Genomic DNA, 20,690 nt, shown 5'->3' with positions numbered 1-20,690 from the left:
GTCACTCCAGGACGGTCATCTCCACGTCGACGTACATCTCGGACTCTCCGGCGCCGGAGTAGATGCCGCGCAGCGGCGGCACGTCGGAGTAGTCGCGGCCGATGCCGACCTCGACGTGCGACTCGCCGGGCGCGGAGTCGTTGGTCGGGTCGAGGCCCATCCAGGCGCCATCCCAATACTGCAGCCAGGCGTGCGACTCGCCCTTGCGCGCCTCGCCGATCAGCGGCTCCTTGGCCGGCATCAGGTAGCCCGACACGTACCGGGCGGGGATGCCGACGCTGCGCAGGGCACCGATGGCGACGTGCACCATGTCCTGGCACACTCCCGCCCCCGCCTCCCAGACGTCCCGGGCCCGGGTGCGGACGTGGGTGACGCCCGGCACGTAGCTGACCTGTTCGCGGATCTTCTGCACCACCTCGAACACCGTCTCGGCGGGCGACGACGTCTCGCCGGCCACGCCGGCGGCGAAGTCACACAGCTCGTCGCCCGGGTCGACGTGCTCGCTGACGGTGAGCATCTCGACCATGCGGTCCTCGAAGGCCGGCTCCCGCAACTGCTCCCAGCTGGTGCCGGGGGCGCGCTCGGCGGGACGGGTGATCTCCACCGTCGCGGTCGAGGTCACGCCGAGCCGGGAGTGCCGTTCCCGGATCTCGAACGAGTTCACCTTGGTACCCCAGTAGTCGGTGTAGCTGAGCACCCACGGCGAGGGCTGGATCTCGATCCGCGACGACAGCACCCACTGCTCGCGGCTCGACCGGGGCGTCATCCGCACCTCGTTGTACGAGCCGGCGACCGCCTCGGGGTAGGAGTAGCCGGTGTGGTGCACGATCCGGATCTGCCTGGTCACTGTTCGCCTCCCCGCCACACTGCCGCGGTGGCGCCCTCGAAGTAGCGTTGGCTGATCGCCGTCGTCGCCTGGTTGCACACCCACTGCAGGTCGGCCATCCGGCTGGGCAGGTCGAACAGCACCTCGCCGGGTGGCCGGTACTCCAGCGCCGCCCGGGCCGTGCCGAGCAGGCGCTGGGCGTCGTCCTCGATGCCGGCGCGACGTTCGGTCTGGCCCAGGTCGGCCAGGGCCTGCTCGGCGGCGGTCAGGGTGAACACCAGCGAGCGCGGGAACAGCCGGTCGAGCAGCAGGAACTCCGCGGCGTCCCGGTCGGTGGTGACACCGCCGTAGGTGCGCAGGAAGGCGTGGTGTGCGCCACAGCCTCGCAGCACGTTGTTCCAGGCGCTCTGCGAGCCCGAGGTGATGGACGCCGACTGGATCAGCCGCGCGGTCATGTCGGCGCGCTCGATGGAGCGGCCCAGGATCAGGAACTGCCAGCCCTCGTCGTGGCTCATCGTCGAGTCGGCGGTGCCCGAGATGACCGCGCAGCGTTCCCTGATGTGCTTGAAGGCGGTCGCCGGGCGCATCCGGGCCAGCCGTCCGCCGCGCACCGAGTTCCAGGTGGTGTTGATCGACTCCCACATCTCGGTCGAGACGGTCTCGCGCGCCCGGCGGGCCGACTCGCGGGCACCGCCCAACGCCGCCGACACCGAGGCCGGGGCATCGTCGTCGTAGCACAGCGCGTTCAGCACGTACTGGGTGTCGGCCGAGGTGTCCTCGGGCGGCGGGTAGCCCATCACCTCGAGCATCGACTGGCCGGCGGCCTCCTGGTCGACGCTGGGGTCGTCGAGCAGCAGCTGCAGGTGCACCTCGACGATCCGGCAGGTGTCCTCGGCGCGTTCCAGGTAGCGGCCGATCCAGAACAGGGACTCGGCGATCCGGCTCAGCATGCCCCGGTCCCCTCCGCAGCCTCCAGCCGGGACTGCTGCTGTTGCTCGTGCTGCTGCTGGACCTCCTCGTCGGCGATGTCGACCAGCGGGACGCCGATCGGTACGGCCTTGGCCCGCGCCCTCTTGCGCTGCGCCCGGACGCCGTCGCGGGCCAGTACCCAGGTGTCCTTCGAGCCGCCGCCCTGGGAGGAGTTCACGATCAGCTCGCCCTCGGGCAGCGCCACCCGGGTCAGCCCGCCGGGCAGAACGTAGATGCTGGTGCCGTTGTTCACCGCGAACGGCCGCAGGTCGACGTGCCGGGGGCGCATCGTGCCCTCGATCATCGTCGGCACGGTGGACAGCTGCACGACCGGCTGGGCGATCCAGCCGCGCGGGTTGGCCAGCACGTCGGAACGCAGCTTGTCCAGCTTGCGCTGGCTGGCCGCCGGGCCGATCACGATGCCCTTGCCGCCGGAGCCGTCCACCGGTTTGAGCACGAGCTCGTCGAGCCGGTCGAGCACCTCCTCGCGGGAGTGGGGGTCCTCCATCCGCCAGGTGTCCACACCGGGGATGATCGGCTCCTCGGACAGGTAGTAGCGGATCAGGTCGGGGACGAAGGTGTAGACGAGCTTGTCGTCGGCGACGCCGTTGCCGACGCAGTTGGCCAGCGTCACGTTGCCCGCCCGGACGGCGTTGATCAGCCCCGCACAGCCCAGCATCGAGTCGGCCCTGAAGGTCGCCGGATCGAGGAACTCGTCGTCGAGGCGTCGGTAGATCACGTGCACGGGGCGCAGGCCCTGCGTGGTGCGCACCCGGACGCGTCCGGCCTGGCAGACGAGGTCGCGGCCCTCGACCAGTTCGACTCCCATCATGCGGGCCAGCAGGGCGTGCTCGAAGTAGGCGGAGTTGTAGACACCGGGGGTGAGCACGACCACGTTCGGGTCGCTGATGCCGGACGGCGCGGCGGCCCGCAACGCGGCCAGCAGCTGCAGCGGGTACTGCTCGACGGGGCGGATCCGGTGCCGGCTGGTCACCTCGGGCAGCGCGGAGAACATCGCCCGCCGGTTCGTCATCACGTAGGACACCCCGGAGGGCACCCGGACGTTGTCCTCCAGCACCCGGAAGGTTCCCTCGTTGTCGCGGATCAGGTCGATGCCGGACACGTGCACCCGGACGCCGTTGGGCGGAACCACGCCGTGCATCACCCGGTGGAAGTGCGGTGAGGACGCCACCACCCGGCGCGGCATCACGCCGTCGTCGAAGACCTTGCCGTCGCTGTACACGTCGGCCAGGAACGCCTCGAGCGCCCTGACCCGCTGGGCGACGCCCGCCTCGACCACCGACCACTCCTCGGCCATCACGATGCGCGGCACGATGTCGAGCGGGAACGGCCGTTCCTCGCCACCGATGTCGAAGGTGACGCCTTGATCGAGATAGGTGCTCTTCAGGTAGTCGGCGCGGGATCGGACCTCGTCGGCCTCGAGCTTGCCGAGTTGCCGCAGTGCCGAGGAGTAGGCCGTCCGCACCCCTTGGGCGGAGATCATCTCGTCGTAGGCGGGCCCGGAAGCCTGGTAGTCGGAGAACAGTGCACTCACGGGGTCAGGGTATTGCCGATTTGTTTCATCGCGGTATCACTGGGGCCCGTTTCGCCGACCGGTCAGTCGAGGACGGGCTCGCGCGGCGTCCGCCGGACCTGCACCGCGGCCATGCCCAGCAGCACCGCAACGATCGCCCAGCCGGCCAGCTGCGCCCACAGCTGCCCGGACAGGAAGATGCAGACCAGCGCGACCAGGATCGGGGCCAGATCGCGCAGCGCGAGCAGCACGTAGCCGCCGAAGCCCGGCATCGCGACGCCGGCGTGTTCGGCGACGGCCTTGACCATGAAGTTTGGGCCGTTGCCGATGTAGGTCATCGCCCCGCACAGCACCGCGCCGAGGCTGATGGCGGTCAGGAAGTGGGTCGGTACGCCCGCCACCAGCGCCTCGGCCGGGTAGCCCTCGCCCAGCGTCCTGGCCATCTCGAAGAAGGTGGCGTAGGTGGGGGCGTTGTCGAGCACCGAGGACAGCCCGCCGGTGAAGATGAAGAACGTGACGGTGTTCAGTGGCAGGCTGGGCGCCACCTCGGCGAGGTACTGCAGGGCCGGCACCATGGTCAGGAAGATGCCGATGAACAGCGCCGCCACCTCGAGGATCGGCGGCCAGGCGAACTCGTTGCCCTCGTAGCGGGCCCAGCGGTCCCCCAGCCGCAGCGACAGCACCGCCGCCAGCGCGAAGACCACCTCCCGCCACGGCACCCAGTCCGTCCAGCCGGCGTGCCCCGCGGCCAGGGTGTGAACGTCGATCGAGGGCACGAACGCGACCGCGGCGACGATCATCGCCAGGAACACGAAGTTGAGCCTGCCGTGCAGCTTCAACGGCTGGATGTTGGTGTGGTCCAGGCTGAGCGCCTCGCGGTCCTCGGTGGCGTGCTTGCGGACGTCCAGCGCATAGAAGCCGGCCAACAGCAACAGGTTCACGAACAGCCACTGCGGGAACAGCGTGAACGTCCACTCGAACGGGACGCCGCGCAGCATGCCGAGGAACAACGGCGGGTCGCCCAGCGGGGTGAGCAGGCCGCCGGCGTTGGCCACCACGAAGATGAAGAAGACCACCGTGTGCATCCGGTGCCTGCGCTCGGCATTGGTCCGCAGCACCGGCCGGATCATCAGCATCGCCGCGCCGGTGGTGCCGACGAAGGACGCCAGCACCGCGCCGCCGCCGAGCAGCAGCACGTTCGCCCTCGGGGTCGCCTCGATGTCACCGGCCAGGTGGATGCCGCCTGCCACCACGAACAGCGCCAGCAGCAGGGCGATGAACTGGCCGTACTCGACGACGGCGTGCAGCACCGCCAGTTCGCCCTCGTCGCCCATCGTCCACAGCCACAGTGCGACCGGAAGGCCGAGCAGCAGCCCGACGCCCAGCTTGACCCGGTTGCGCTCCCAGGCGTGGGCGGTGGCGGGCACCAGCGGCAGCACCGCGATGCAGGCCAGCAGTGCGACGAACGGCAGCAGGCCCCACCACGGAATGTCGAGAGCCAGCGTGATGGTCACGACGCCTCCTGCTCACTTGGTCCCCACCGCCGGCGGGCCGGGTGGCGTCAGGCTACCGATCCTGCCCGCACCATGGGTTACGTCCAGGTGACCCGTCGCGACCCAGGGGCACGCTCAGGCCTCGGCCAGCCGGTAGTCCGTGCCGTCGGGGCTGCGGGTCAGCTCGCCGGCGTCCACCAGTTGGCGGCGCAGCGCCACCGGGTCGTCGGCGAACTCGGCCAGCCGGGCGGTGAGCTCGCGCTCCCCCAGCCGTTCGGCCGGCGTCAGCACCCTGCGCGCCACCCAGCCGAACAGCTCGGCGCGGTCCCTGGCCCGCCGGGGCAGCCCGCGCAGCCGCCCACCGATCAGGAACCGTTCCGGCCCACTCGGCACCCGCGGGGCCCCGCTGCTGAGCAGGGCGCCGAAGATCTCGCCGGGCAGCAGGACCTCGCCGGTGACGGTGACGATCCCGGACGCCGTCAGCACCCGGAGCCGCCGGGCGTCGGCCGGATCGAGCGCCTCGGCATGCAGCGGGGCGCCGGCGTCCGCCGCCAGCACGATCCGGGCGTAGAGCACCCGCCGGGCGGGATCGTCGAGTGCCGAGACGACTCCCCGCCAGCGCTGGTCCGCTGCCATCAGTCGGCGAGCGGGGCGAAGGTGGCGCCGAGCCGGTTCAACTCGGACTCGCCGCCGTCCTCTGCGGTGAGCACCCACAGGCCCTTGCCGGTCAGTGCGACGGTGTGTTCCCAGTGGCAGGCGCGGCTGCGGTCGGCGGTGACCACCGTCCAGCCGTCGTCGCGGATCGCCGTGCGCTCGCTGCCGAGGGTGAGCATCGGTTCGATCGCCAGGCACATGCCGGTGACCAGCAGCGGGCCGCGGCCGCGGCGTCCGTGGTTGGGCACGTCGGGCGCCTGGTGCATCTCGGTGCCGATGCCGTGGCCGGTGAACTCGCGGACGATCCCGTACCGCTCGCGGCGGCTCTGCACGTAGCCCTGCACGGCGGCGGAGACGTCGCCGACGCGGCGTCCCGGCCGGGCGGCGGCGATGCCCCGCCACATCGCCTCGCGGGTGGCGTCGCTGAGCCGTTCGTCGACGGGCCGGGGCTCGCCGACACTGACCGACACGGCCGCGTCGCCGTGCCAGCCGTCGACGATGGCGCCGAAGTCGATCGAGACCAGGTCGCCCTGCGCCAGCACCCGGTCACCGGGGATGCCGTGCACGATCTCGTCGTTGACCGAGATGCAGGTGACCGCCGGGAACGGCGGCACGCCCCAGCCGCCGCCGTAGTTCAGGAAGGACGAGGTGGCCTTGGCCGCGGCGAGGTGCTCGCGGGCCAGGGCGTCCAGTTCGCCGGTGCTGACGCCGGGCGCCGCGGCGTCGGCCAGCGCCCGCAGGGTGCGTCCGACGACCAGGCCGGCGCGCCGCATCACGAGCAGCTGGTCGGCGTCCTTGACCTCGATACCGTCCGCCACGGATCAGCGACCGAGTTTCTCGGCGAGCGCCGCCAGCACCCGCTCGGACACCTCGTCGACCTCGCCCATGCCGTCCACCTCGATAAGCAGCCCGCGTTCGCGGTAGACGTCGATGAGCGGGTCGGTCTGCTCGTGGTAGACCTCGAGCCTGGTGCGGATGGTCTCCTCGTTGTCATCGGGACGGTTCTCGATCTCGGCCCGCTTCAACAGCCGCTCGACCAGCGCCGTCTCATCGGCGGTCAGCGAGATCACCGCGTCGAGCTGGTAGCCGTGACCATCGAGTTCGGCGTCCAGCGCCTTCACCTGGCCGACGGTGCGCGGGAAGCCGTCCAGCAGCCAGCCGCCCTTGGTGTCCTCTTCCTCGAGCCGCTGCACGACCACCCGCAGCGTCAGGCTGTCGGGAACGTAGCCGCCATCGGCGATGATCCGCTTGATCCGTTCGCCCAGTGGCGTCCGTTTGGTGATAGCCAGCCGGAAGATGTTGCCGGTGGAGATCGCGGGGATGTCGTAGTGTGCGCCGATCACCGCGGCCTGGGTGCCCTTGCCCGCCCCTGGCGGACCCATGATCAGCAAACGCATGTCGCTACCTCACCGTCGAGTTATCGCAGGAATCCCTCGTAGTTGCGTTGCTGGAGCTGGGACTCGATCTGCTTCACGGTGTCCAGTCCGACGCCGACCACGATCAGAATGCTAGTGCCACCGAAGGGGAAGTTTGTCTGGGCGTTGAAGAAGATGAAGGCGATCGCCGGAATGAGTGAAATCAGGGCCAGATAGAGCGACCCGGGCGCGGTCAACCGCGACAGCACGAAGGCCAGGTAGTCCTCGGTCGGCTTGCCCGCCCGGATGCCGGGGATGAAGCCGCCGTACTTCTTCATGTTGTCGGCGACCTCTTCGGGGTTGAAGGTGATCGCCACGTAGAAGTAGGTGAAGGCGATGATCAGCACGAAGAAGATCGTGTTGTACCACAGGCCGGTGCCCCGCACGAGGTGGGTCTGGATCCATTGCGAGATGTCGTTGTCGGGCTGGAACTGCGAATACAGCACCGGCAGGTAGAGCATCGACGAGGCGAAGATGACCGGGATGACGCCCGCCTGGTTGACCTTCATCGGGATGTAGGTGGTGGTGCCGCCGAAGAGCCGGCGTCCGACCATCCGCTTGGCGTACTGCACCGGGATCCGGCGCTGGGCCTGCTCCATGAAGATGACGCCGAGCATCACCAGCAGGCCGATGGCGAGCACGACGGCGAAGGCGAGCCAGCCGGCGGCGCCCTCGCGGCTCTCCTTGATCGCCCACAGCGACGCCGGGAACTGGGCCGCGATCTGCGTGAAGATCATCACCGACATGCCGTTGCCGACGCCGCGTTCGGTGATCAGCTCGCCCATCCACATGATCAGGCCGGTGCCGGCGGTCATGGTCAGCACCATCACCACGATGGCGAAGATGCCGGTGTCGTAGACGAGGTCGCGGGTGCAGCCCTGGAACAGCTGGCCGTTGACGGCCAGGGTGACGAAGGCGGTGGCGTTCAGCACCGCGAGCACCAGCGTCAGGTAGCGGGTGTACTGGGTGATCTTGGCGGTACCGGAGGCACCCTCCTTCTTCAGCGTCTCCAGCCGCGGGATGACCACGGTGAGCAGCTGCAGGATGATGCTCGCGGTGATGTAGGGCATGATCCCGAGCGCGAAGATCGCCAGCTGCAGCAGGGCGCCACCCGAGAACAGGTTGATCATCGAGTAGAGCCCCGCGTTGGCGCCGGTGGTCGCCTCGAGCCGGCACGCGTTGACGTTCACCAGGTTCACGTTCGGCGTCGGGATCACCGACCCCAGCCGGAAGACCGCCAGGATGCCGAGGGTGAACAGGATCTTGCGGCGAAGGTCAGGCGTCTTCAGCGCGTTCACGAAGGCCGACAGCATTCGACCGGATCTCCTCTGCCTATGGATCGGTGCGCCGGGACCCGCGCGCAACCTGGACGACTCTACCAAGTTCTGGACGGTCGCTAGACCGACCAGTGCTCGGCGCTGGGCGCCTCGGTGATCGACGGACGTTCGCCCACCCGGGCGGTCATCCCGGCCAGCCCCTGGGCGACCTGGGCGCGGGACGCGATCCGGGCGGTGTTGCCGTCCCCGGCCGCGATCGCGGCGGCGATCCGGCGATAGCGTTGCGCCCACACCAGGCCCGGTTCGGGCGAGGGCGGCCCGTCCAGCCGGTGCACCAGCCGGACCACCTCGGAGAAGCCGGCGAACAACTCGTTGGCGGTCGCGCGCAGCAGCAGGGCGTGGAAGTCCATCTCGGCTTCGGCGAGCCCGGTGTCGTCGGGCAGGCGGCTGTGCCTCACGATGGCATCGGCCAGCTCGACCAGCCGGCCGCGCTGCTCGGCGGTGGCGTTGCGGGCGGCCAGCTCAGCCGCCATCGGCTGCAGCGCGGCGCGCAGTTCGGTGACGTCGAGCAGCACCCGGTCGTGTTCGTCGCCGCGCAGCCGCCAGCCGATCACCAAAGGGTCGAGCACGTTCCAGTTCGACCGGGGCCGGATGGTGATGCCGACCCGACGCCTGGAACGCACCATGCCCAGCGACTCCAGGATGCGCATGATCTCGCGGGCCACGGTGCGCGAGACGACGAACCGCTGTTCCAGATCGGCCAGGGTGAGCACTGACCCGACCGGGCGCACGCCGTCCACGATCTCCTGCCCGATCGCGTCGAGGGCGGCGTGGTGCAGTTGTGCCGAAGCCATGGGGGTGTCCTTACGTTGGCCGCCACAATAGTCGCACCTTTGCCTCGACGCCGGAGCTCCGCCGACGTCCCACAACGACGAGGACGGGACGACCCTGAGGGTCGTCCCGTCCGTCGTGGCTCGGGGATCAGAGCTGCGAGGCGGTGCCCCCGGCGGCTTCGATCTTGGTCCTGGCCGAGGCGGAGAACGCGTGCGCGCTCACCTGCAGGGCGACGGAGAGCTCACCGTTGCCCAGCACCTTGACCAAGTTGCCGTCGCGGACCGCACCCTTGGCGACCAGTTCGGCAGGGCCGACCTGCCCACCCTCGGGGAACAGCTCGGCCAGCTTGGCGACGTTCACCACCTGGTACTCGACCCGGAACGGGTTCTTGAACCCGCGGAGCTTGGGCAGCCGCATGTGCAGCGGCATCTGCCCGCCCTCGAAGTTCTGCGGCGTGTTCTTGCGCGCGCCGGTGCCCTTGGTGCCCCGGCCCGCGGTCTTGCCCTTCGAGCCCTCACCGCGACCGACGCGGGTGCGTTCGGTCTTGGCCCCGGGCGCGGGGCGCAGATGATGCAGCTTCAACGGCATGTCAGTCGACCTCCTCGACGGTGACCAGGTGCGGGATCGACTTGGCCATGCCCACGAGTTCGGGGCGGGCCTCGATCACGACCGAGTCACCGATCCGCTTGAGACCGAGCGACCGCAGGGTCTCGCGCTGGTTCTGCTTGCGACCCACGCCGGACTTGACCTGGGTCACCTTGATCTTGCTCATCAGTGCTTCGCCTCCTCGCGGGCGCGCAGCAGCGCGGCGGGGGTGACGTCCTCGACGGACAGCCCACGGCGCTTGGCGACCTGCTCGGGCTCCTCCAGGCTCTGCAGCGCGGCCACCGTGGCGTGCACCACGTTGATCGCGTTGTCCGAGCCCAGCGACTTGGCGAGCACGTCGTGCACGCCGGCGCACTCGAGCACGGCCCGGGCCGAGCCACCGGCGATGACGCCGGTACCCGGGGACGCCGGGCGCAGCATGACCACGCCGGCGGCCTTCTCACCCTGGACGGGGTGCGGGATGGTGCCCTGGATGCGGGGAACGCGGAAGAACGCCTTCTTGGCTTCCTCCACGCCCTTGGCGATCGCGGCCGGCACCTCGCGGGCCTTGCCGTAGCCGACGCCGACGGTGCCGTCGCCGTCACCCACCACGACGAGCGCGGTGAAGCTGAACCGGCGGCCACCCTGGACGACCTTCGCCACCCGGTTGATCGCCACTACCCGCTCGAGGTAGTTGCTCTTCTCCTTCTCGGCGACGTTCTGGCCCCGACGGTCCTCGCGGCCACGACGCTCGCCACCAGCGGCACCGCCTCCGCGGCGCTGGTTTCCATTCATCGTTTGTCTACCTTTCGAGTTCCGTCAGAATCCCAGGCCGGCTTCGCGGGCGCTGTCGGCCAGCGCGGCGATCCGTCCGTGGTACTTGTTGCCGGCGCGGTCGAAGACCACGTTCGACACACCGGCCGCCTTCGCCCGGTCCGCGATCAGCGAACCGACCTTCTTGGCGACCTCGGTCTTGTCCCCGGTCGCCTTGCGGACGTCGGACTCCATCGAGGAGGCCGAGGCCAGCGTCCGGCCCTCGGTGTCGTCGATCACCTGAGCGAACAGGTGTCGCGCCGAGCGGGTGATGACCAGCCGCGGGCGGTCCGGGCTGCCGGCGATCTTCTTGCGACCGCGCGCCTGCCGGCGCAGCCGCGCCGCGACCCGATCGGCCGTCGTCTTGTTGTTCGACAGCGAGATTGCCATCACTTACCAGCCTTTCCAACCTTGCGGCGAACCCGCTCGCCGGCGTAGCGCACGCCCTTGCCCTTGTAGGGCTCCGGCTTACGGATCTTGCGGATGTTTGCCGCAACCTCGCCGACCACCTGCTTGTCGATGCCGTAGACGGTGAACGCCGTCGGCTTCTCGACCGAGAAGGTGACACCCTCGGGGGCGTTGACCACCACCGGGTGGCTGAAACCGAGGTTGAACTCGAGCTGGGTCGGGCCCTTGGCGATCACGCGGTAGCCGACGCCGACGATCTCGAGCTTCTTCTCGTAGCCCGCGGTCACACCGGTGACCATGTTGTTGACCAGCGTCCGGGTCAGCCCGTGCAGCGAGCGGCTCTCGCGCTCGTCGTCGGGGCGGGTGACCTCGATCTCGCCGGCCTCGTTGCGGCCCACCTTGATGGGTTCGGCCACGGTGTGGGTCAGGGTGCCCTTGGGCCCCTTGACCTCGACGGCCTGGCCGTCGAGCTTCACTTCCACGCCCGCCGGGATGGCGATCGGGAGCCTGCCGATTCGCGACATGTCAGTACTCCTCTCTCACCACACGTAGGCGAGCACTTCGCCGCCCACGGACTTGGCGTTGGCCTCGGAGTCGGTGAGCAGGCCCTGGGACGTCGAGATGATCGCGATTCCCAGGCCGCCCAGGACCTTCGGCAGGGCATTGGACTTGGCGTAGACCCGCAGACCGGGCTTGCTGATCCGCCGCACGCCGGCGATCGAGCGCTCCCGGTTGGAGCCGTACTTGAGGGTCAGGGTCAGCGTCTTGCCGACCTCGCCCTCGGTGGGCTCCTTGACCTCGTAGCCGCCGATGTAGCCCTGGGCCTTGAGGATTTCGGCGATGCCCACCTTGATCTTGCTGTGCGGCATCGACGTGGAGTCGTGGTACGCCTGATTGGCGTTGCGCAGACGCGTCAGCATGTCTGCGATCGGGTCAGTCATGGTCATGACTTGTGTTCTTCTTTCTCAAACGGTTTCAGGGCGCCGTCTCACAGGCGCCTGACCTGCTCGGGTTACGGGGTCAGTGGGTCACCAGCTGGACTTGGTCACGCCCGGCAGCTGGCCCGCGTGGGCCAGTTCGCGCAGGCAGACCCGGCACAGGCCGAACTTGCGGAAGACCGCCTTGGGCCGGCCGCACTTGCTGCAGCGGGTGTAGGCGCGGACGCCGAACTTCGGCTTGCGGGACTGCTTGACCTTCAGGGCTGTCTTGGCCATTGCGTCAACTCCTCTTCAGGGACTTCTTCTGGGCACTCTTCGAAGCACCCTGCGGACGCCGCTTCTTGACGACGGCCTTCTTGGGGTCGTTCTCGGGCGCCTTGAACGGGAAGCCCAGGGCGCGCAGCAGGGCCCGCCCCTCGTCGTCGGTGGTCGCGGTGGTGACGAACGTGATGTCCATGCCCCGGACGCGATCGATCCGGTCCTGGTCGATCTCGTGGAACATGACCTGCTCGGTCAGGCCGAAGGTGTAGTTGCCCTTGCCGTCGAACTGCCGGGCCGACAGGCCGCGGAAGTCACGGATCCGGGGTAGCGCCAGGGTGAGCAGCCGGTCGGCGAACTCCCACATCCGGTCACCGCGCAGGGTGACGTGGGCGCCGATCGGCATGCCCTCGCGCAGCTTGAACTGCGCGATCGACTTGCGGGCCTTGGTCACCTGCGGCTTCTGCCCGGTGATCTGGGCCAGGTCGCGCACGGCGCCGTCGATCACCTTGGAGTCGCGGGCCGCCTCCCCCACACCCATGTTGACCACGATCTTGGTCAGGCCGGGGATCTGCATCACGTTGGCGTAGCCGAACTCGGCGTTCAGCGCAGGCGCGATCTCCTCGCGGTACTTCTGCTTCAGCCGCGGCAGCGTCTTTTCTGCAACGGTGGCGGTCATCAGATTTCCTTCCCGGTCTTGCGGGCGATGCGGACGCTGCGGGTCGCGGAGTACTCCGAGCCGTCCGGACGCCGCTTGGTGACCTCGCGGCGCTCGTAGCCGACGCGGGTCACGACCTCGGAGCCGTCCACCTTCACGACCAACTGGACGTTGGAGGCGTCGATGGGGGCCTCGGTGGTGATGATGCCGCCCTTGTCCTTGGAGCCGGTCTGCGCCGAGCGATCCGGGGTGTGCTTCTTGACGACGTTCACACCCTCGACGATCACCCGGCCCTGCTCGGGCAGCACCTCGATGATGTCGCCGACCAGGCCCTTGTCCTTGCCTGCGATGACCTTGACCCGGTCACCCTTCTTCACATGCAGCGAGTTCGCCATGTCACAGCACCTCCGGTGCCAGCGAGATGATGCGCATGTAGCGCTTCTCGCGAAGCTCACGGCCGACCGGACCGAAGATGCGGGTGCCGCGAGGCTCCCCGTCGCCCTTCAGGATCACGGCGGCATTCTCATCGAACTTGATGTAGGAACCGTCGGCGCGACGGGTCTCCTTCACCGTACGGACGATGACGGCCTTGACCACCTCGCCCTTCTTCACGTTTCCGCCCGGGATGGCGTCCTTCACCGTGGCGACGATCTTGTCGCCCAGGCCGGCGTAACGACGCTTCGATCCCCCGAGCACCCGGATGCACAGGAGTTCCTTCGCACCGGTGTTGTCGGCGACCTTCAGTCGCGATTCCTGCTGGATCATCTCCAAACCCTCGCTTACTTGGCCTTCTCGAGGATCTCGACCAGACGCCAGCGCTTGGTCGCTGAGGTCGGACGAGTCTCCATCACCCGGACGCGGTCCCCGACGCCGGCGTCATTCGCCTCGTCGTGTGCCTTCAGCCGCTCGGTCTTGGTCATGACCTTGCCGTACAGCGGATGCTTGACCCGCTGCTCGACGGCCACGACCACCGTCTTGTCCATCTTGTCGGACACGACGACGCCCTCACGGACCTTGCGCGCTGCTTCGCGCTTGCTCTCACTCATTGCTCTCACTTGTCCTGATCGGGATCGGGCACGATGCCGAGGTTGCGCTCCTGCAGCACGGTGTAGACCCGCGCGATGTCCTTGCGGACCTCACGCAGCCGGCCGTGCGACTCGAGCTGACCCGTTGCGGCGGCGAACCGGAGGTTGAACAGCTCCTCCTTGAACTCCTTGACCTTGGCGTTGAGCTCGTCACGGCTGAGGCCGCGCAGGTCGGCGGCGGTGGTGGTGTTCGCCATCAGATCTCACCTGCTTCCCGCTTGATGAACCGTGCCTTGAAGGGCAGCTTGTGGATCGCCAGCCGCATGGCCTCGCGGGCCACGTCCTCACCGACGCCGGACAGTTCGAACAGCACGCGGCCCGGCTTGATGTTGGCCACCCACCATTCGGGGGAACCCTTGCCGGAACCCATCCGGGTCTCGGCCGGCTTCTTGGTCAGCGGACGGTCGGGGTAGACGTTGATCCACACCTTGCCGCCACGCTTGATGTGCCGGGTCATGGCGATACGGGCGCTCTCGATCTGACGGTTGGTCAGGTACGAGGACTCCAGGGCCTGGATGCCGTAGTCGCCGAACGCCAGCTTGGTACCGCCCTTGGCCGCACCGTCCCGCTTGGGGTGGTGCTGCTTGCGGTGCTTGACCCTACGGGGAATCAACATGCTCAGGCTCCTGCATTCTCGGCCGGGGCCTCGGCCGCGGGGGCCTGGGCCTCGGCGGCCTCGGCGCGACGGCGTCCGCCACGCTCGGGACGGTTGTCACGGCCACCACGGTCGTCGCGACGCGGCCCGCGACCGGGCCGGCGCTGACCGCCGGAGGTGGCCCGGGCGGCCCGCTGGGCGGCGCGCTCGGCGCGGTTGCCCGACACGTCGCCCTTGTAGATCCAGACCTTCACGCCGATCCGGCCGAAGGTGGTCTTGGCCTCGAAGAAGCCGTAGTCGATGTCGGCGCGCAGGGTGTGCAGCGGCACGCGGCCCTCGCGGTAGAACTCCGACCGGCTCATCTCGGCGCCGCCCAGACGGCCGGAGCACTTGATCTTGATGCCGGTGGCACCCGAGCGCATGGCGGTCTGCTGGGCCTTGCGCATCGCGCGGCGGAACGCCACGCGGGCGCTCAGCTGCTCGGCGATGCCCTGGGCGACCAGCTGGGCGTCGGTCTCGGGGTTCTTCACCTCGAGGATGTTCAGCTGCACCTGCTTGCCGGTCAGCTTCTCCAGCTCGGACCGGACCCGCTCCGCCTCGGCGCCGTTGCGGCCGATGACGATGCCCGGGCGCGCGGCGTAGAGGAAGATCGTGACCCGCTCGCTGCGGCGCTCGATCTCGACCGAGGAGATCCCGGCGCGCTCCAGCGTCTTGTGCAGGTACTTGCGGATCTTCACGTCCTCGGCCACGTGCTCGGCGTAGCCCTTGTCGGCGTACCACCGGGTCTTGTGGTCGGTGGTGATGCCGAGCCGGAAGCCGTTCGGGTTGATCTTCTGACCCATGCTCAGGCCTCCTTCGGTTCGACGACGACGGTGATGTGGCTGCCGCGCTTGAGGATCCGGCTGGCCGACCCCTTGGCCCGCGGGCGGATCCGGCGCAGGGTCATGCCCTCGTCCACGAACGCCGCACTGATGTACAGCTCGTCGGAGCGCAGGTCCTCGACCGACTCGGCGTTGGCGGCGGCCGAGGCAACCACCTTGTAGACCGGCTCGGAGGCGGCCTGTGGGGCGAACTTCAGCACGGTCAGCGCGTCGGTGACGGGCAGGCCGCGGACCAGGTCGACGACCCGGCGCACCTTGGTCGGCGACATCCGGACTCCACGCGCGATGGCGTACGAGCCAGGACGATCGCCGAGCAGGCGGGAACGCCGGCTGGGGCGGTTCTCCTTGTTGCTCATATCTCTTCCTTTTCTCGCTCGCTCAGCGGCGGCGGGACTTCTTGTCTTCCTTGATGTGCCCGCGGTAGGTGCGGGTGGGGGCGAACTCGCCCAGCTTGTGGCCGATCATGGCTTCGGTGACGAAGACCGGGACGTGCTTGCGCCCGTCGTGCACGGCGATCGTGTGACCGATCATGTCGGGGGTGATCATCGACCGGCGCGACCAGGTCTTGATCACCTGCTTGGTGCCCTTCTCGTTCTGCACGTCCACCTTCTTGGCGAGGTGGTCGTCGACGAAGGGACCCTTCTTGAGGCTGCGAGGCATCTGTTACTTCACCTGTTCCAATCAGCGCTTCTTGCCGGACTTGCGGCGACGAATGATCAGGCGAGAACTCGCCTTGTTCTTGTCCCGGGTGCGACCCTCGGGCTTGCCCCACGGGCTGACCGGGTGCCGGCCACCGGAGGTGCGACCCTCGCCACCACCGTGCGGGTGGTCGATCGGGTTCATCACCACGCCGCGGACGGTCGGGCGGATGCCCTTCCACCGGTTGCGGCCGGCCTTGCCCCAGTTGATGTTGGACTGCTCGGCGTTGCCGACCTCGCCGACCGTGGCGCGGCAGCGGACGTCCACCATGCGCATCTCGCCCGAGGGCAGCCGCAGGGTGGCCATCTTGCCCTCGCGGGCGACCAGCTGGATGCGGGCACCGGCCGAGCGGCCCATCTTGGCGCCGCCACCCGGACGCAGCTCCACGGCGTGCACCGTGGTGCCGACGGGGATGTTGCGCAGCGGCAGGTTGTTGCCGGGCTTGATGTCGGCCTCGGCGCCGGCCTCGACGGCCGCGCCCTGGTTCAGTCCGTTCGGCGCGATGATGTAGCGCTTCTCGCCGTCGGCGTAGTGCAGCAGCGCGATCCGGGCGGTGCGGTTCGGGTCGTACTCGATGTGCGCGACCTTGGCCGGGACGCCGTCCTTGTCGTACCGCTTGAAGTCGATCAGCCGGTAGGCCTGCTTGTGGCCGCCGCCGATGTGCCGGGTGGTGATCCGGCCGGAGTTGTTGCGGCCGCCGGTCTTCGGCTTGGGCACGGTCAGCGACTTCTCCGGGGTGGAGCGGGTGACCTCGGCGAAGTCGGACACGCTCGAGCCGCGGCGGCCCGGGGTGGTCGGCTTGTACTTGCGAATAGCCATGTCAGTGTCTCCTCTTCGCTCAGACGCCGGCCGAGCCGAAGATGTCGATCCGCTGGCCCTCGGCGACGGTCACGATGGCCCGCTTGGTGTCGGGGCGCTTGCCCCAGCCGGCCCGCGTGCGGCGCTTCTTGCCCTGGCGGTTGATGGTGTTCACGTTCGTGACCTTGACGTCGAAGACGGCCTCGACCGCGATCTTGATCTGGGTCTTGTTGGCATCGGGCGCGACCAGGAACGTGTACTTGTTCTCGTCGAGCAGCCCGTAGCTCTTCTCCGACACCACGGGTGCGAGCAGCACGTCGCGGTGGTCGCGGATCTTGTGGTCGCTCACTTGCCGACCTCCTCAGTCGAAACGTCCTCGGCGCCGGTGAAGGCGGCCAGGGCGGCGGTGGTGAACACGACGTCGTCGCTGTTGAGCACGTCGTAGGCGTTCAGCTGGTCGACCGCGAGTGCGTGCACCGAGGCGACGTTGCGCAGGCTCAGCCAGGCCACGTCCTCGTCACGGCTCAGCGCGACCAGGATCTTGCCGCCGCCGACCTCGGCCAGCGCGGCGAGGGCCGCCTTGGTGGACGGGGTCTCGCCGGTCACCAGCGAGTCGATGACGTGCACGTTGCCGCTGCGGGCCCGGTCGGACAGCGCACCGCGCAGGGCGGCGACGATCATCTTCTTGGGCGTGCGCTGCGCGTAGCTGCGCGGTTGCGGGCCGTGCACGACGCCGCCACCGGTCCACTGCGGGGCGCGGCGCGAACCCTGGCGGGCGCGTCCGGTGCCCTTCTGGCGCCACGGCTTGGCGCCACCGCCCGCGACCTCGCCGCGGGTCTTGGTGGCGTGCGTGCCCTGGCGGGCGGCGGCCTGCTGGGCCACCACGACCTGGTGGATCAGCGGCACGTTGGTCTGGACGTCGAAGTAGTCGCCGGGCAGGTCGGCCGTGGCCTTCGAGCCCAGCACCTTGACGGTCTGCTTCTCGCTCATTCGGCGGCACCCTTCTTGGCGGCCGTGCGCAGGACGACGAGCGAACCCTTGGGGCCGGGCACGGAGCCCTTGACCAGGATCAGCCCGCGCTCGGCGTCGACGGCGTGGATCGTGAGGTTCTGGACGGTCACCTTGTCGACACCCATCCGGCCGGCCATCCGCATGCCCTTGAAGACCTTCGAGGGGGTGGACGAGCCGCCGATGGAGCCCGGCGAGCGGTGCTTGCGGTGCACACCGTGGCTGGCGCGCAGGCCGTGGAAGCCGTGCCGCTTCATCACGCCCGCCGTGCCCTTGCCCTTGCTGACGCCGGTCACGTCGACCACGTCGGCGGCGGCGAACACGTCGGCGCCGAGCTCCTGGCCCAGGGTGTACTCGCTGGCGTCAGCGGTGCGCAGCTCGACGAGGTGCTTGCGGGGGGTGACCCCGGCGGCCTCGAAGTGCCCCGCGGCGGGCTTGGTGACCTTGGTCGGCTTGATGGCGCCGAAGCCCAGCTGGACGGCCGCGTAGCCGTCCTTCTCGGGGGACCGGACCTGCGTGACGACGCACGGGCCGGCCTGGATCACGGTGACCGGGACGACGTTGTTGTTGGCGTCCCAGGTCTGGGTCATACCGAGCTTGGTGCCCAGCAGTCCCTTCACAGTTCGTTCAATAGTCATGTTCGGCGACCTCAGGGGAGCTTGATCTCGATGTCGACACCGGCCGGCAGGTCGAGCCGCATCAGCGAGTCGACCGTCTTCGGCGTGGGGTCGAGGATGTCGATCAGCCGCTTGTGGGTGCGCATCTCGAAGTGCTCGCGGCTGTCCTTGTACTTGTGCGGAGAACGGATCACGCAGAACACGTTCTTCTCGGTGGGCAACGGCACGGGGCCGGCCACCTTGGCGCCGGTACGGGTCACGGTGTCGACGATCTTCTTCGCCGAGGAGTCGATGACCTCGTGGTCGTAGGCCCGGAGTCGGATCCGGATCTTCTGTCCCGCCACTGGTTTTCCTTCTGCTCGTCGGATAACGGCTGCTCCGACCCCCGCGGTCGGGCGTGTCGCGCCTATCAGGGCCGCGCGCGAGCGAGAATTCGTTCGTGGTAGGGCCCGGCTGACGACTCATCCGCCTGGGGGGCACCACGGCGTGGGCGCCGCGGAGCAACCTGAAGATTCTGTCACATTCGCCCCGTGGGCTTCAAATCGGCCGGTGTCGCCCGCTCCGCCGCCCGGGAGCCGGCCCGCCGCGCCCGCTCGGGAACGTGCGATGATGCCACCCCGGCGTGAGGAGACGACGATGCGACTGCACCACGTGCAGGTGATGATGCCACCCGGCGGCGAGGCCGAGGCCCGCCGCTTCTGGGTGGAAGCCTTCGGCCTGGTCGAGGTGCCCAAGCCGCCGGCGATGGCAGACCGGCCCGGCTGCTGGTTCCGGTCGTTCGCCGCCGACGGCGCCGCGGGTGTCGAGATCCACGTCAGCGTCGAGCCGGACTTCGTCCCGGCCCGGCGCGCCCACCCGGCGATCGTCCTCGACACGGTCGAGGAGCTGGACGCCCTGGCCACCCGGGTGGCGGCGTCCGGCTTCGAGGTGGCACACGGCGACCGGAGGACGTTTGCCGGCTACCTGCGCTTCCACTGCTTCGACGCCTTCGGCAACCGGGTCGAGGTGCTGGCCCCGGCGTCCTGACCGCCGAGGTGGGTCCGGCGGCCTGAAATGGGACCGTCCCCATTTGAGGCCGCGCTCACCTGCGGGGTGTGCGCAGCGCGGCGTGGGCGGCCAGTCCGACGACCAGTGCCCAGAACGCGCCACCGATGCCCCAGAAGGAGATCCCGGAGGCCGCGGTCACGAAGGTGAGGGCGGCCGGCAGGCGGTACTCGTCATGCTGAAGGGCGCCCAGCAGGGACTGGCTGAAGGTGCCCAGCAGCGCGAGACCCGCGACGGACTCGAGCAGGCCGTTCGGCGCCACGGTCGCGATGGTCACCAGCACACCCGACAGCGCCGCGAGGACCAGGTAGGAGGCCCCGGCCGAGACCCCCGCGATCCAGCGACGGGAACGGTCCTGCCCGGCCTCCTCGCCGGCGGCCAGGGCAGCGGACAGTGCGGCCAGGTTGATGGCGTGCCCACCGAACGGCGCACCCACCACCGAGCCGACACCCGTGACGAGCATCGAGGCTCGCCAGGGGGTGTGGTAGCCGAACGACTTCAGCACCGCGACGCCGGGCACGTTCTGCGAGGCCATCGTGACGATGTAGAGCGGGACCGCGATGCCGATGATCGCCGACACCTCGAGGCTCGGCGTCGTCCAGCTGATCCGGGGCCACCACCCGGTCCCCGCGTCGGCACCGATCCCGTGCTGGGCCAGGTGCAGGCCGATGACCGCCAGCGCCGCCACTAGGGCGAGCGGCAGCGCCCACCGCGACGCCCACCGCGTGGCCACCAGCCACACGATCAGCACGGGCAGCGTCGCCAACGGCTGCGCACCCAGCGACCGCACCGGGGCGAGACACAGGGTGAGCAGGACGCCGGCCAGCATCGCCTGCGCGATCGGGGTCGGGATCCGGCCGATCAGCTCGCCCAGTGCCGGGATCAGTCCGGTCGCCACGATCAACACCCCGACCACCACGAAGGCGCAAACCGCCGCGGCCCAGCCGGCGTGGTAGCTCGCCCCCATCGCCGCCAGCAGCGCCGCCCCCGGCGTCGACCAGGCGAGCGTGATCGGGACGCGGTGGCGCAGGCACAGCGCGATGGTTCCGAGTCCGAACGTGAAAGTCAGCGCGAGCAGGCCGGACGCCGCCTGGGCGGGATCGGCTCCCACGGCGCGCAGGCCCGCCACGACGACCACGAACGACGACGTGAAGCCGACCAGCGCGGTGACGACGCCGGCCACGATGGGCTCACCGGTCGAGGTGCGGATCTCGGTTGTCGGACGATCGGTCACCCGAGGCAGCCTAGCAACATCGTTCTGTAAACAGAACGATGTTCGATCGGCGGACCGGCCTGTCGTG

Annotated in this window: 32 protein-coding genes; 1 reads left to right on the top strand and 31 read right to left on the bottom strand. The window is 69.3% G+C overall.

Annotation, left to right across the window (positions count from 1 at the left end):
• Position 1 precedes the first annotated feature (1 nt).
• The 30 genes from OIE40_RS03720 to rpsJ form a co-directional block, all read right to left on the bottom strand.
• Positions 2 to 847 (bottom strand): transglutaminase family protein, encoded by an 846-nt coding sequence (locus OIE40_RS03720; protein ID WP_264700198.1) that lies wholly within the window; start codon positions 845 to 847, stop codon positions 2 to 4.
• Entirely contained in the window at positions 844 to 1,776 is a 933-nt protein-coding gene (locus OIE40_RS03715; protein ID WP_264700196.1) for an alpha-E domain-containing protein, read from the bottom strand. The genes OIE40_RS03720 and OIE40_RS03715 overlap by 4 nt, the downstream gene beginning before the upstream one ends.
• A complete protein-coding gene (locus OIE40_RS03710; protein WP_264700194.1) occupies positions 1,770 to 3,350 on the bottom strand; it encodes a circularly permuted type 2 ATP-grasp protein in 1,581 nt (526 codons plus the stop codon). Before OIE40_RS03710 ends, OIE40_RS03715 begins: the two co-directional genes overlap by 7 nt.
• Before the next feature lie 62 nt (positions 3,351 to 3,412).
• Entirely contained in the window at positions 3,413 to 4,843 is a 1,431-nt protein-coding gene (locus OIE40_RS03705) for a sodium:proton antiporter (RefSeq protein WP_264700192.1), read from the bottom strand.
• Positions 4,844 to 4,957: 114 nt separating this feature from the next.
• Positions 4,958 to 5,458, bottom strand: coding sequence for a DUF2087 domain-containing protein (locus OIE40_RS03700; RefSeq protein ID WP_264700190.1), 501 nt, complete (start codon positions 5,456 to 5,458; stop codon positions 4,958 to 4,960).
• The gene (map, locus tag OIE40_RS03695) at positions 5,458 to 6,294 is read right to left on the bottom strand and encodes a type I methionyl aminopeptidase (protein WP_264700188.1); all 837 of its coding nucleotides are present in this window, start codon (positions 6,292 to 6,294) and stop codon (positions 5,458 to 5,460) included. Before map ends, OIE40_RS03700 begins: the two co-directional genes overlap by 1 nt.
• Positions 6,295 to 6,297: 3 nt before the next feature.
• Positions 6,298 to 6,873 (bottom strand): adenylate kinase, encoded by a 576-nt coding sequence (locus tag OIE40_RS03690; protein ID WP_264700186.1) that lies wholly within the window; start codon positions 6,871 to 6,873, stop codon positions 6,298 to 6,300.
• Positions 6,874 to 6,893: 20 nt separating this feature from the next.
• Complete coding sequence (gene secY, locus OIE40_RS03685; RefSeq protein ID WP_264700184.1) at positions 6,894 to 8,204, bottom strand: preprotein translocase subunit SecY; 1,311 nt, start codon at positions 8,202 to 8,204, stop codon at positions 6,894 to 6,896.
• Between the two features lie 83 nt (positions 8,205 to 8,287).
• On the bottom strand, positions 8,288 to 9,022 hold the full coding sequence (locus tag OIE40_RS03680) for a FadR/GntR family transcriptional regulator (RefSeq protein WP_264700182.1): 735 nt from the start codon (positions 9,020 to 9,022) through the stop codon (positions 8,288 to 8,290).
• 127 nt (positions 9,023 to 9,149) lie between these two features.
• Positions 9,150 to 9,590: a 50S ribosomal protein L15 gene (gene rplO / locus OIE40_RS03675; protein WP_264700180.1), complete on the bottom strand. Its 441-nt coding sequence runs from the start codon at positions 9,588 to 9,590 to the stop codon at positions 9,150 to 9,152.
• Between the two features lies 1 nt (position 9,591).
• Complete coding sequence (gene rpmD, locus OIE40_RS03670) at positions 9,592 to 9,774, bottom strand: 50S ribosomal protein L30 (RefSeq protein WP_264700178.1); 183 nt, start codon at positions 9,772 to 9,774, stop codon at positions 9,592 to 9,594.
• A complete protein-coding gene (rpsE, locus tag OIE40_RS03665; RefSeq protein ID WP_264700176.1) occupies positions 9,774 to 10,382 on the bottom strand; it encodes a 30S ribosomal protein S5 in 609 nt (202 codons plus the stop codon). Before rpsE ends, rpmD begins: the two co-directional genes overlap by 1 nt.
• Before the next feature lie 24 nt (positions 10,383 to 10,406).
• Positions 10,407 to 10,790 (bottom strand): 50S ribosomal protein L18, encoded by a 384-nt coding sequence (gene rplR, locus OIE40_RS03660; protein WP_264700175.1) that lies wholly within the window; start codon positions 10,788 to 10,790, stop codon positions 10,407 to 10,409.
• Positions 10,790 to 11,332 (bottom strand): 50S ribosomal protein L6, encoded by a 543-nt coding sequence (gene rplF, locus OIE40_RS03655; protein WP_264700173.1) that lies wholly within the window; start codon positions 11,330 to 11,332, stop codon positions 10,790 to 10,792. The genes rplR and rplF overlap by 1 nt, the downstream gene beginning before the upstream one ends.
• Before the next feature lie 15 nt (positions 11,333 to 11,347).
• Entirely contained in the window at positions 11,348 to 11,755 is a 408-nt protein-coding gene (gene rpsH / locus OIE40_RS03650) for a 30S ribosomal protein S8 (RefSeq protein ID WP_264700171.1), read from the bottom strand.
• An 81-nt stretch (positions 11,756 to 11,836) separates the two neighbouring features.
• Positions 11,837 to 12,022, bottom strand: a complete 186-nt coding sequence (locus OIE40_RS03645) for a type Z 30S ribosomal protein S14 (protein WP_264700169.1) — start codon at positions 12,020 to 12,022, stop codon at positions 11,837 to 11,839.
• 4 nt (positions 12,023 to 12,026) lie between these two features.
• Positions 12,027 to 12,683, bottom strand: coding sequence for a 50S ribosomal protein L5 (gene rplE / locus OIE40_RS03640; protein WP_264700167.1), 657 nt, complete (start codon positions 12,681 to 12,683; stop codon positions 12,027 to 12,029).
• Positions 12,683 to 13,057: a 50S ribosomal protein L24 gene (gene rplX / locus OIE40_RS03635; protein ID WP_264700166.1), complete on the bottom strand. Its 375-nt coding sequence runs from the start codon at positions 13,055 to 13,057 to the stop codon at positions 12,683 to 12,685. The genes rplE and rplX overlap by 1 nt, the downstream gene beginning before the upstream one ends.
• A 1-nt stretch (position 13,058) precedes the next feature.
• Positions 13,059 to 13,427: a 50S ribosomal protein L14 gene (rplN, locus tag OIE40_RS03630; RefSeq protein WP_264700165.1), complete on the bottom strand. Its 369-nt coding sequence runs from the start codon at positions 13,425 to 13,427 to the stop codon at positions 13,059 to 13,061.
• A gap of 14 nt (positions 13,428 to 13,441) precedes the next feature.
• Complete coding sequence (gene rpsQ, locus OIE40_RS03625) at positions 13,442 to 13,708, bottom strand: 30S ribosomal protein S17 (protein ID WP_264700163.1); 267 nt, start codon at positions 13,706 to 13,708, stop codon at positions 13,442 to 13,444.
• Between the two features lie 5 nt (positions 13,709 to 13,713).
• A complete protein-coding gene (gene rpmC, locus OIE40_RS03620) occupies positions 13,714 to 13,944 on the bottom strand; it encodes a 50S ribosomal protein L29 (RefSeq protein WP_264700160.1) in 231 nt (76 codons plus the stop codon).
• Entirely contained in the window at positions 13,944 to 14,363 is a 420-nt protein-coding gene (rplP, locus tag OIE40_RS03615) for a 50S ribosomal protein L16 (RefSeq protein ID WP_264700158.1), read from the bottom strand. The genes rpmC and rplP overlap by 1 nt, the downstream gene beginning before the upstream one ends.
• Positions 14,364 to 14,365: 2 nt before the next feature.
• Positions 14,366 to 15,184 (bottom strand): 30S ribosomal protein S3, encoded by an 819-nt coding sequence (gene rpsC / locus OIE40_RS03610; RefSeq protein ID WP_264700157.1) that lies wholly within the window; start codon positions 15,182 to 15,184, stop codon positions 14,366 to 14,368.
• A gap of 2 nt (positions 15,185 to 15,186) precedes the next feature.
• A complete protein-coding gene (gene rplV, locus OIE40_RS03605; RefSeq protein WP_264700153.1) occupies positions 15,187 to 15,579 on the bottom strand; it encodes a 50S ribosomal protein L22 in 393 nt (130 codons plus the stop codon).
• A gap of 22 nt (positions 15,580 to 15,601) precedes the next feature.
• On the bottom strand, positions 15,602 to 15,883 hold the full coding sequence (rpsS, locus tag OIE40_RS03600; protein WP_264700152.1) for a 30S ribosomal protein S19: 282 nt from the start codon (positions 15,881 to 15,883) through the stop codon (positions 15,602 to 15,604).
• Between the two features lie 21 nt (positions 15,884 to 15,904).
• Complete coding sequence (rplB, locus tag OIE40_RS03595; RefSeq protein ID WP_264700150.1) at positions 15,905 to 16,741, bottom strand: 50S ribosomal protein L2; 837 nt, start codon at positions 16,739 to 16,741, stop codon at positions 15,905 to 15,907.
• Positions 16,742 to 16,760: 19 nt separating this feature from the next.
• Positions 16,761 to 17,069, bottom strand: a complete 309-nt coding sequence (rplW, locus tag OIE40_RS03590) for a 50S ribosomal protein L23 (RefSeq protein ID WP_264700148.1) — start codon at positions 17,067 to 17,069, stop codon at positions 16,761 to 16,763.
• On the bottom strand, positions 17,066 to 17,710 hold the full coding sequence (rplD, locus tag OIE40_RS03585) for a 50S ribosomal protein L4 (protein ID WP_264700146.1): 645 nt from the start codon (positions 17,708 to 17,710) through the stop codon (positions 17,066 to 17,068). The genes rplW and rplD overlap by 4 nt, the downstream gene beginning before the upstream one ends.
• The gene (gene rplC / locus OIE40_RS03580; protein WP_264700144.1) at positions 17,707 to 18,366 is read right to left on the bottom strand and encodes a 50S ribosomal protein L3; all 660 of its coding nucleotides are present in this window, start codon (positions 18,364 to 18,366) and stop codon (positions 17,707 to 17,709) included. Before rplC ends, rplD begins: the two co-directional genes overlap by 4 nt.
• 11 nt (positions 18,367 to 18,377) lie before the next feature.
• Positions 18,378 to 18,689, bottom strand: a complete 312-nt coding sequence (rpsJ, locus tag OIE40_RS03575) for a 30S ribosomal protein S10 (RefSeq protein WP_020488540.1) — start codon at positions 18,687 to 18,689, stop codon at positions 18,378 to 18,380.
• Positions 18,690 to 18,981: 292 nt separating this feature from the next.
• Here rpsJ and OIE40_RS03570 point away from each other — a divergent pair, with 292 nt between their 5' ends.
• Positions 18,982 to 19,371 carry a VOC family protein gene (locus OIE40_RS03570; protein ID WP_264700137.1) on the top strand — a complete coding sequence of 130 codons (390 nt, stop codon included), beginning with the start codon at positions 18,982 to 18,984 and terminating at the stop codon, positions 19,369 to 19,371.
• 55 nt (positions 19,372 to 19,426) lie between these two features.
• Here OIE40_RS03570 and OIE40_RS03565 read toward each other — a convergent pair whose 3' ends face one another.
• The gene (locus OIE40_RS03565; protein ID WP_264700135.1) at positions 19,427 to 20,623 is read right to left on the bottom strand and encodes a benzoate/H(+) symporter BenE family transporter; all 1,197 of its coding nucleotides are present in this window, start codon (positions 20,621 to 20,623) and stop codon (positions 19,427 to 19,429) included.
• Positions 20,624 to 20,690 lie beyond the last annotated feature (67 nt).

The organism is Micropruina sonneratiae (assembly GCF_025972045.1).
Taxonomy (GTDB): Bacteria; Actinomycetota; Actinomycetes; order Propionibacteriales; family Propionibacteriaceae; genus Micropruina; species Micropruina sonneratiae.
Note: the sequence above shows the minus strand (reverse complement) of the source record. Positions and strands in the feature narration are given on the sequence as shown.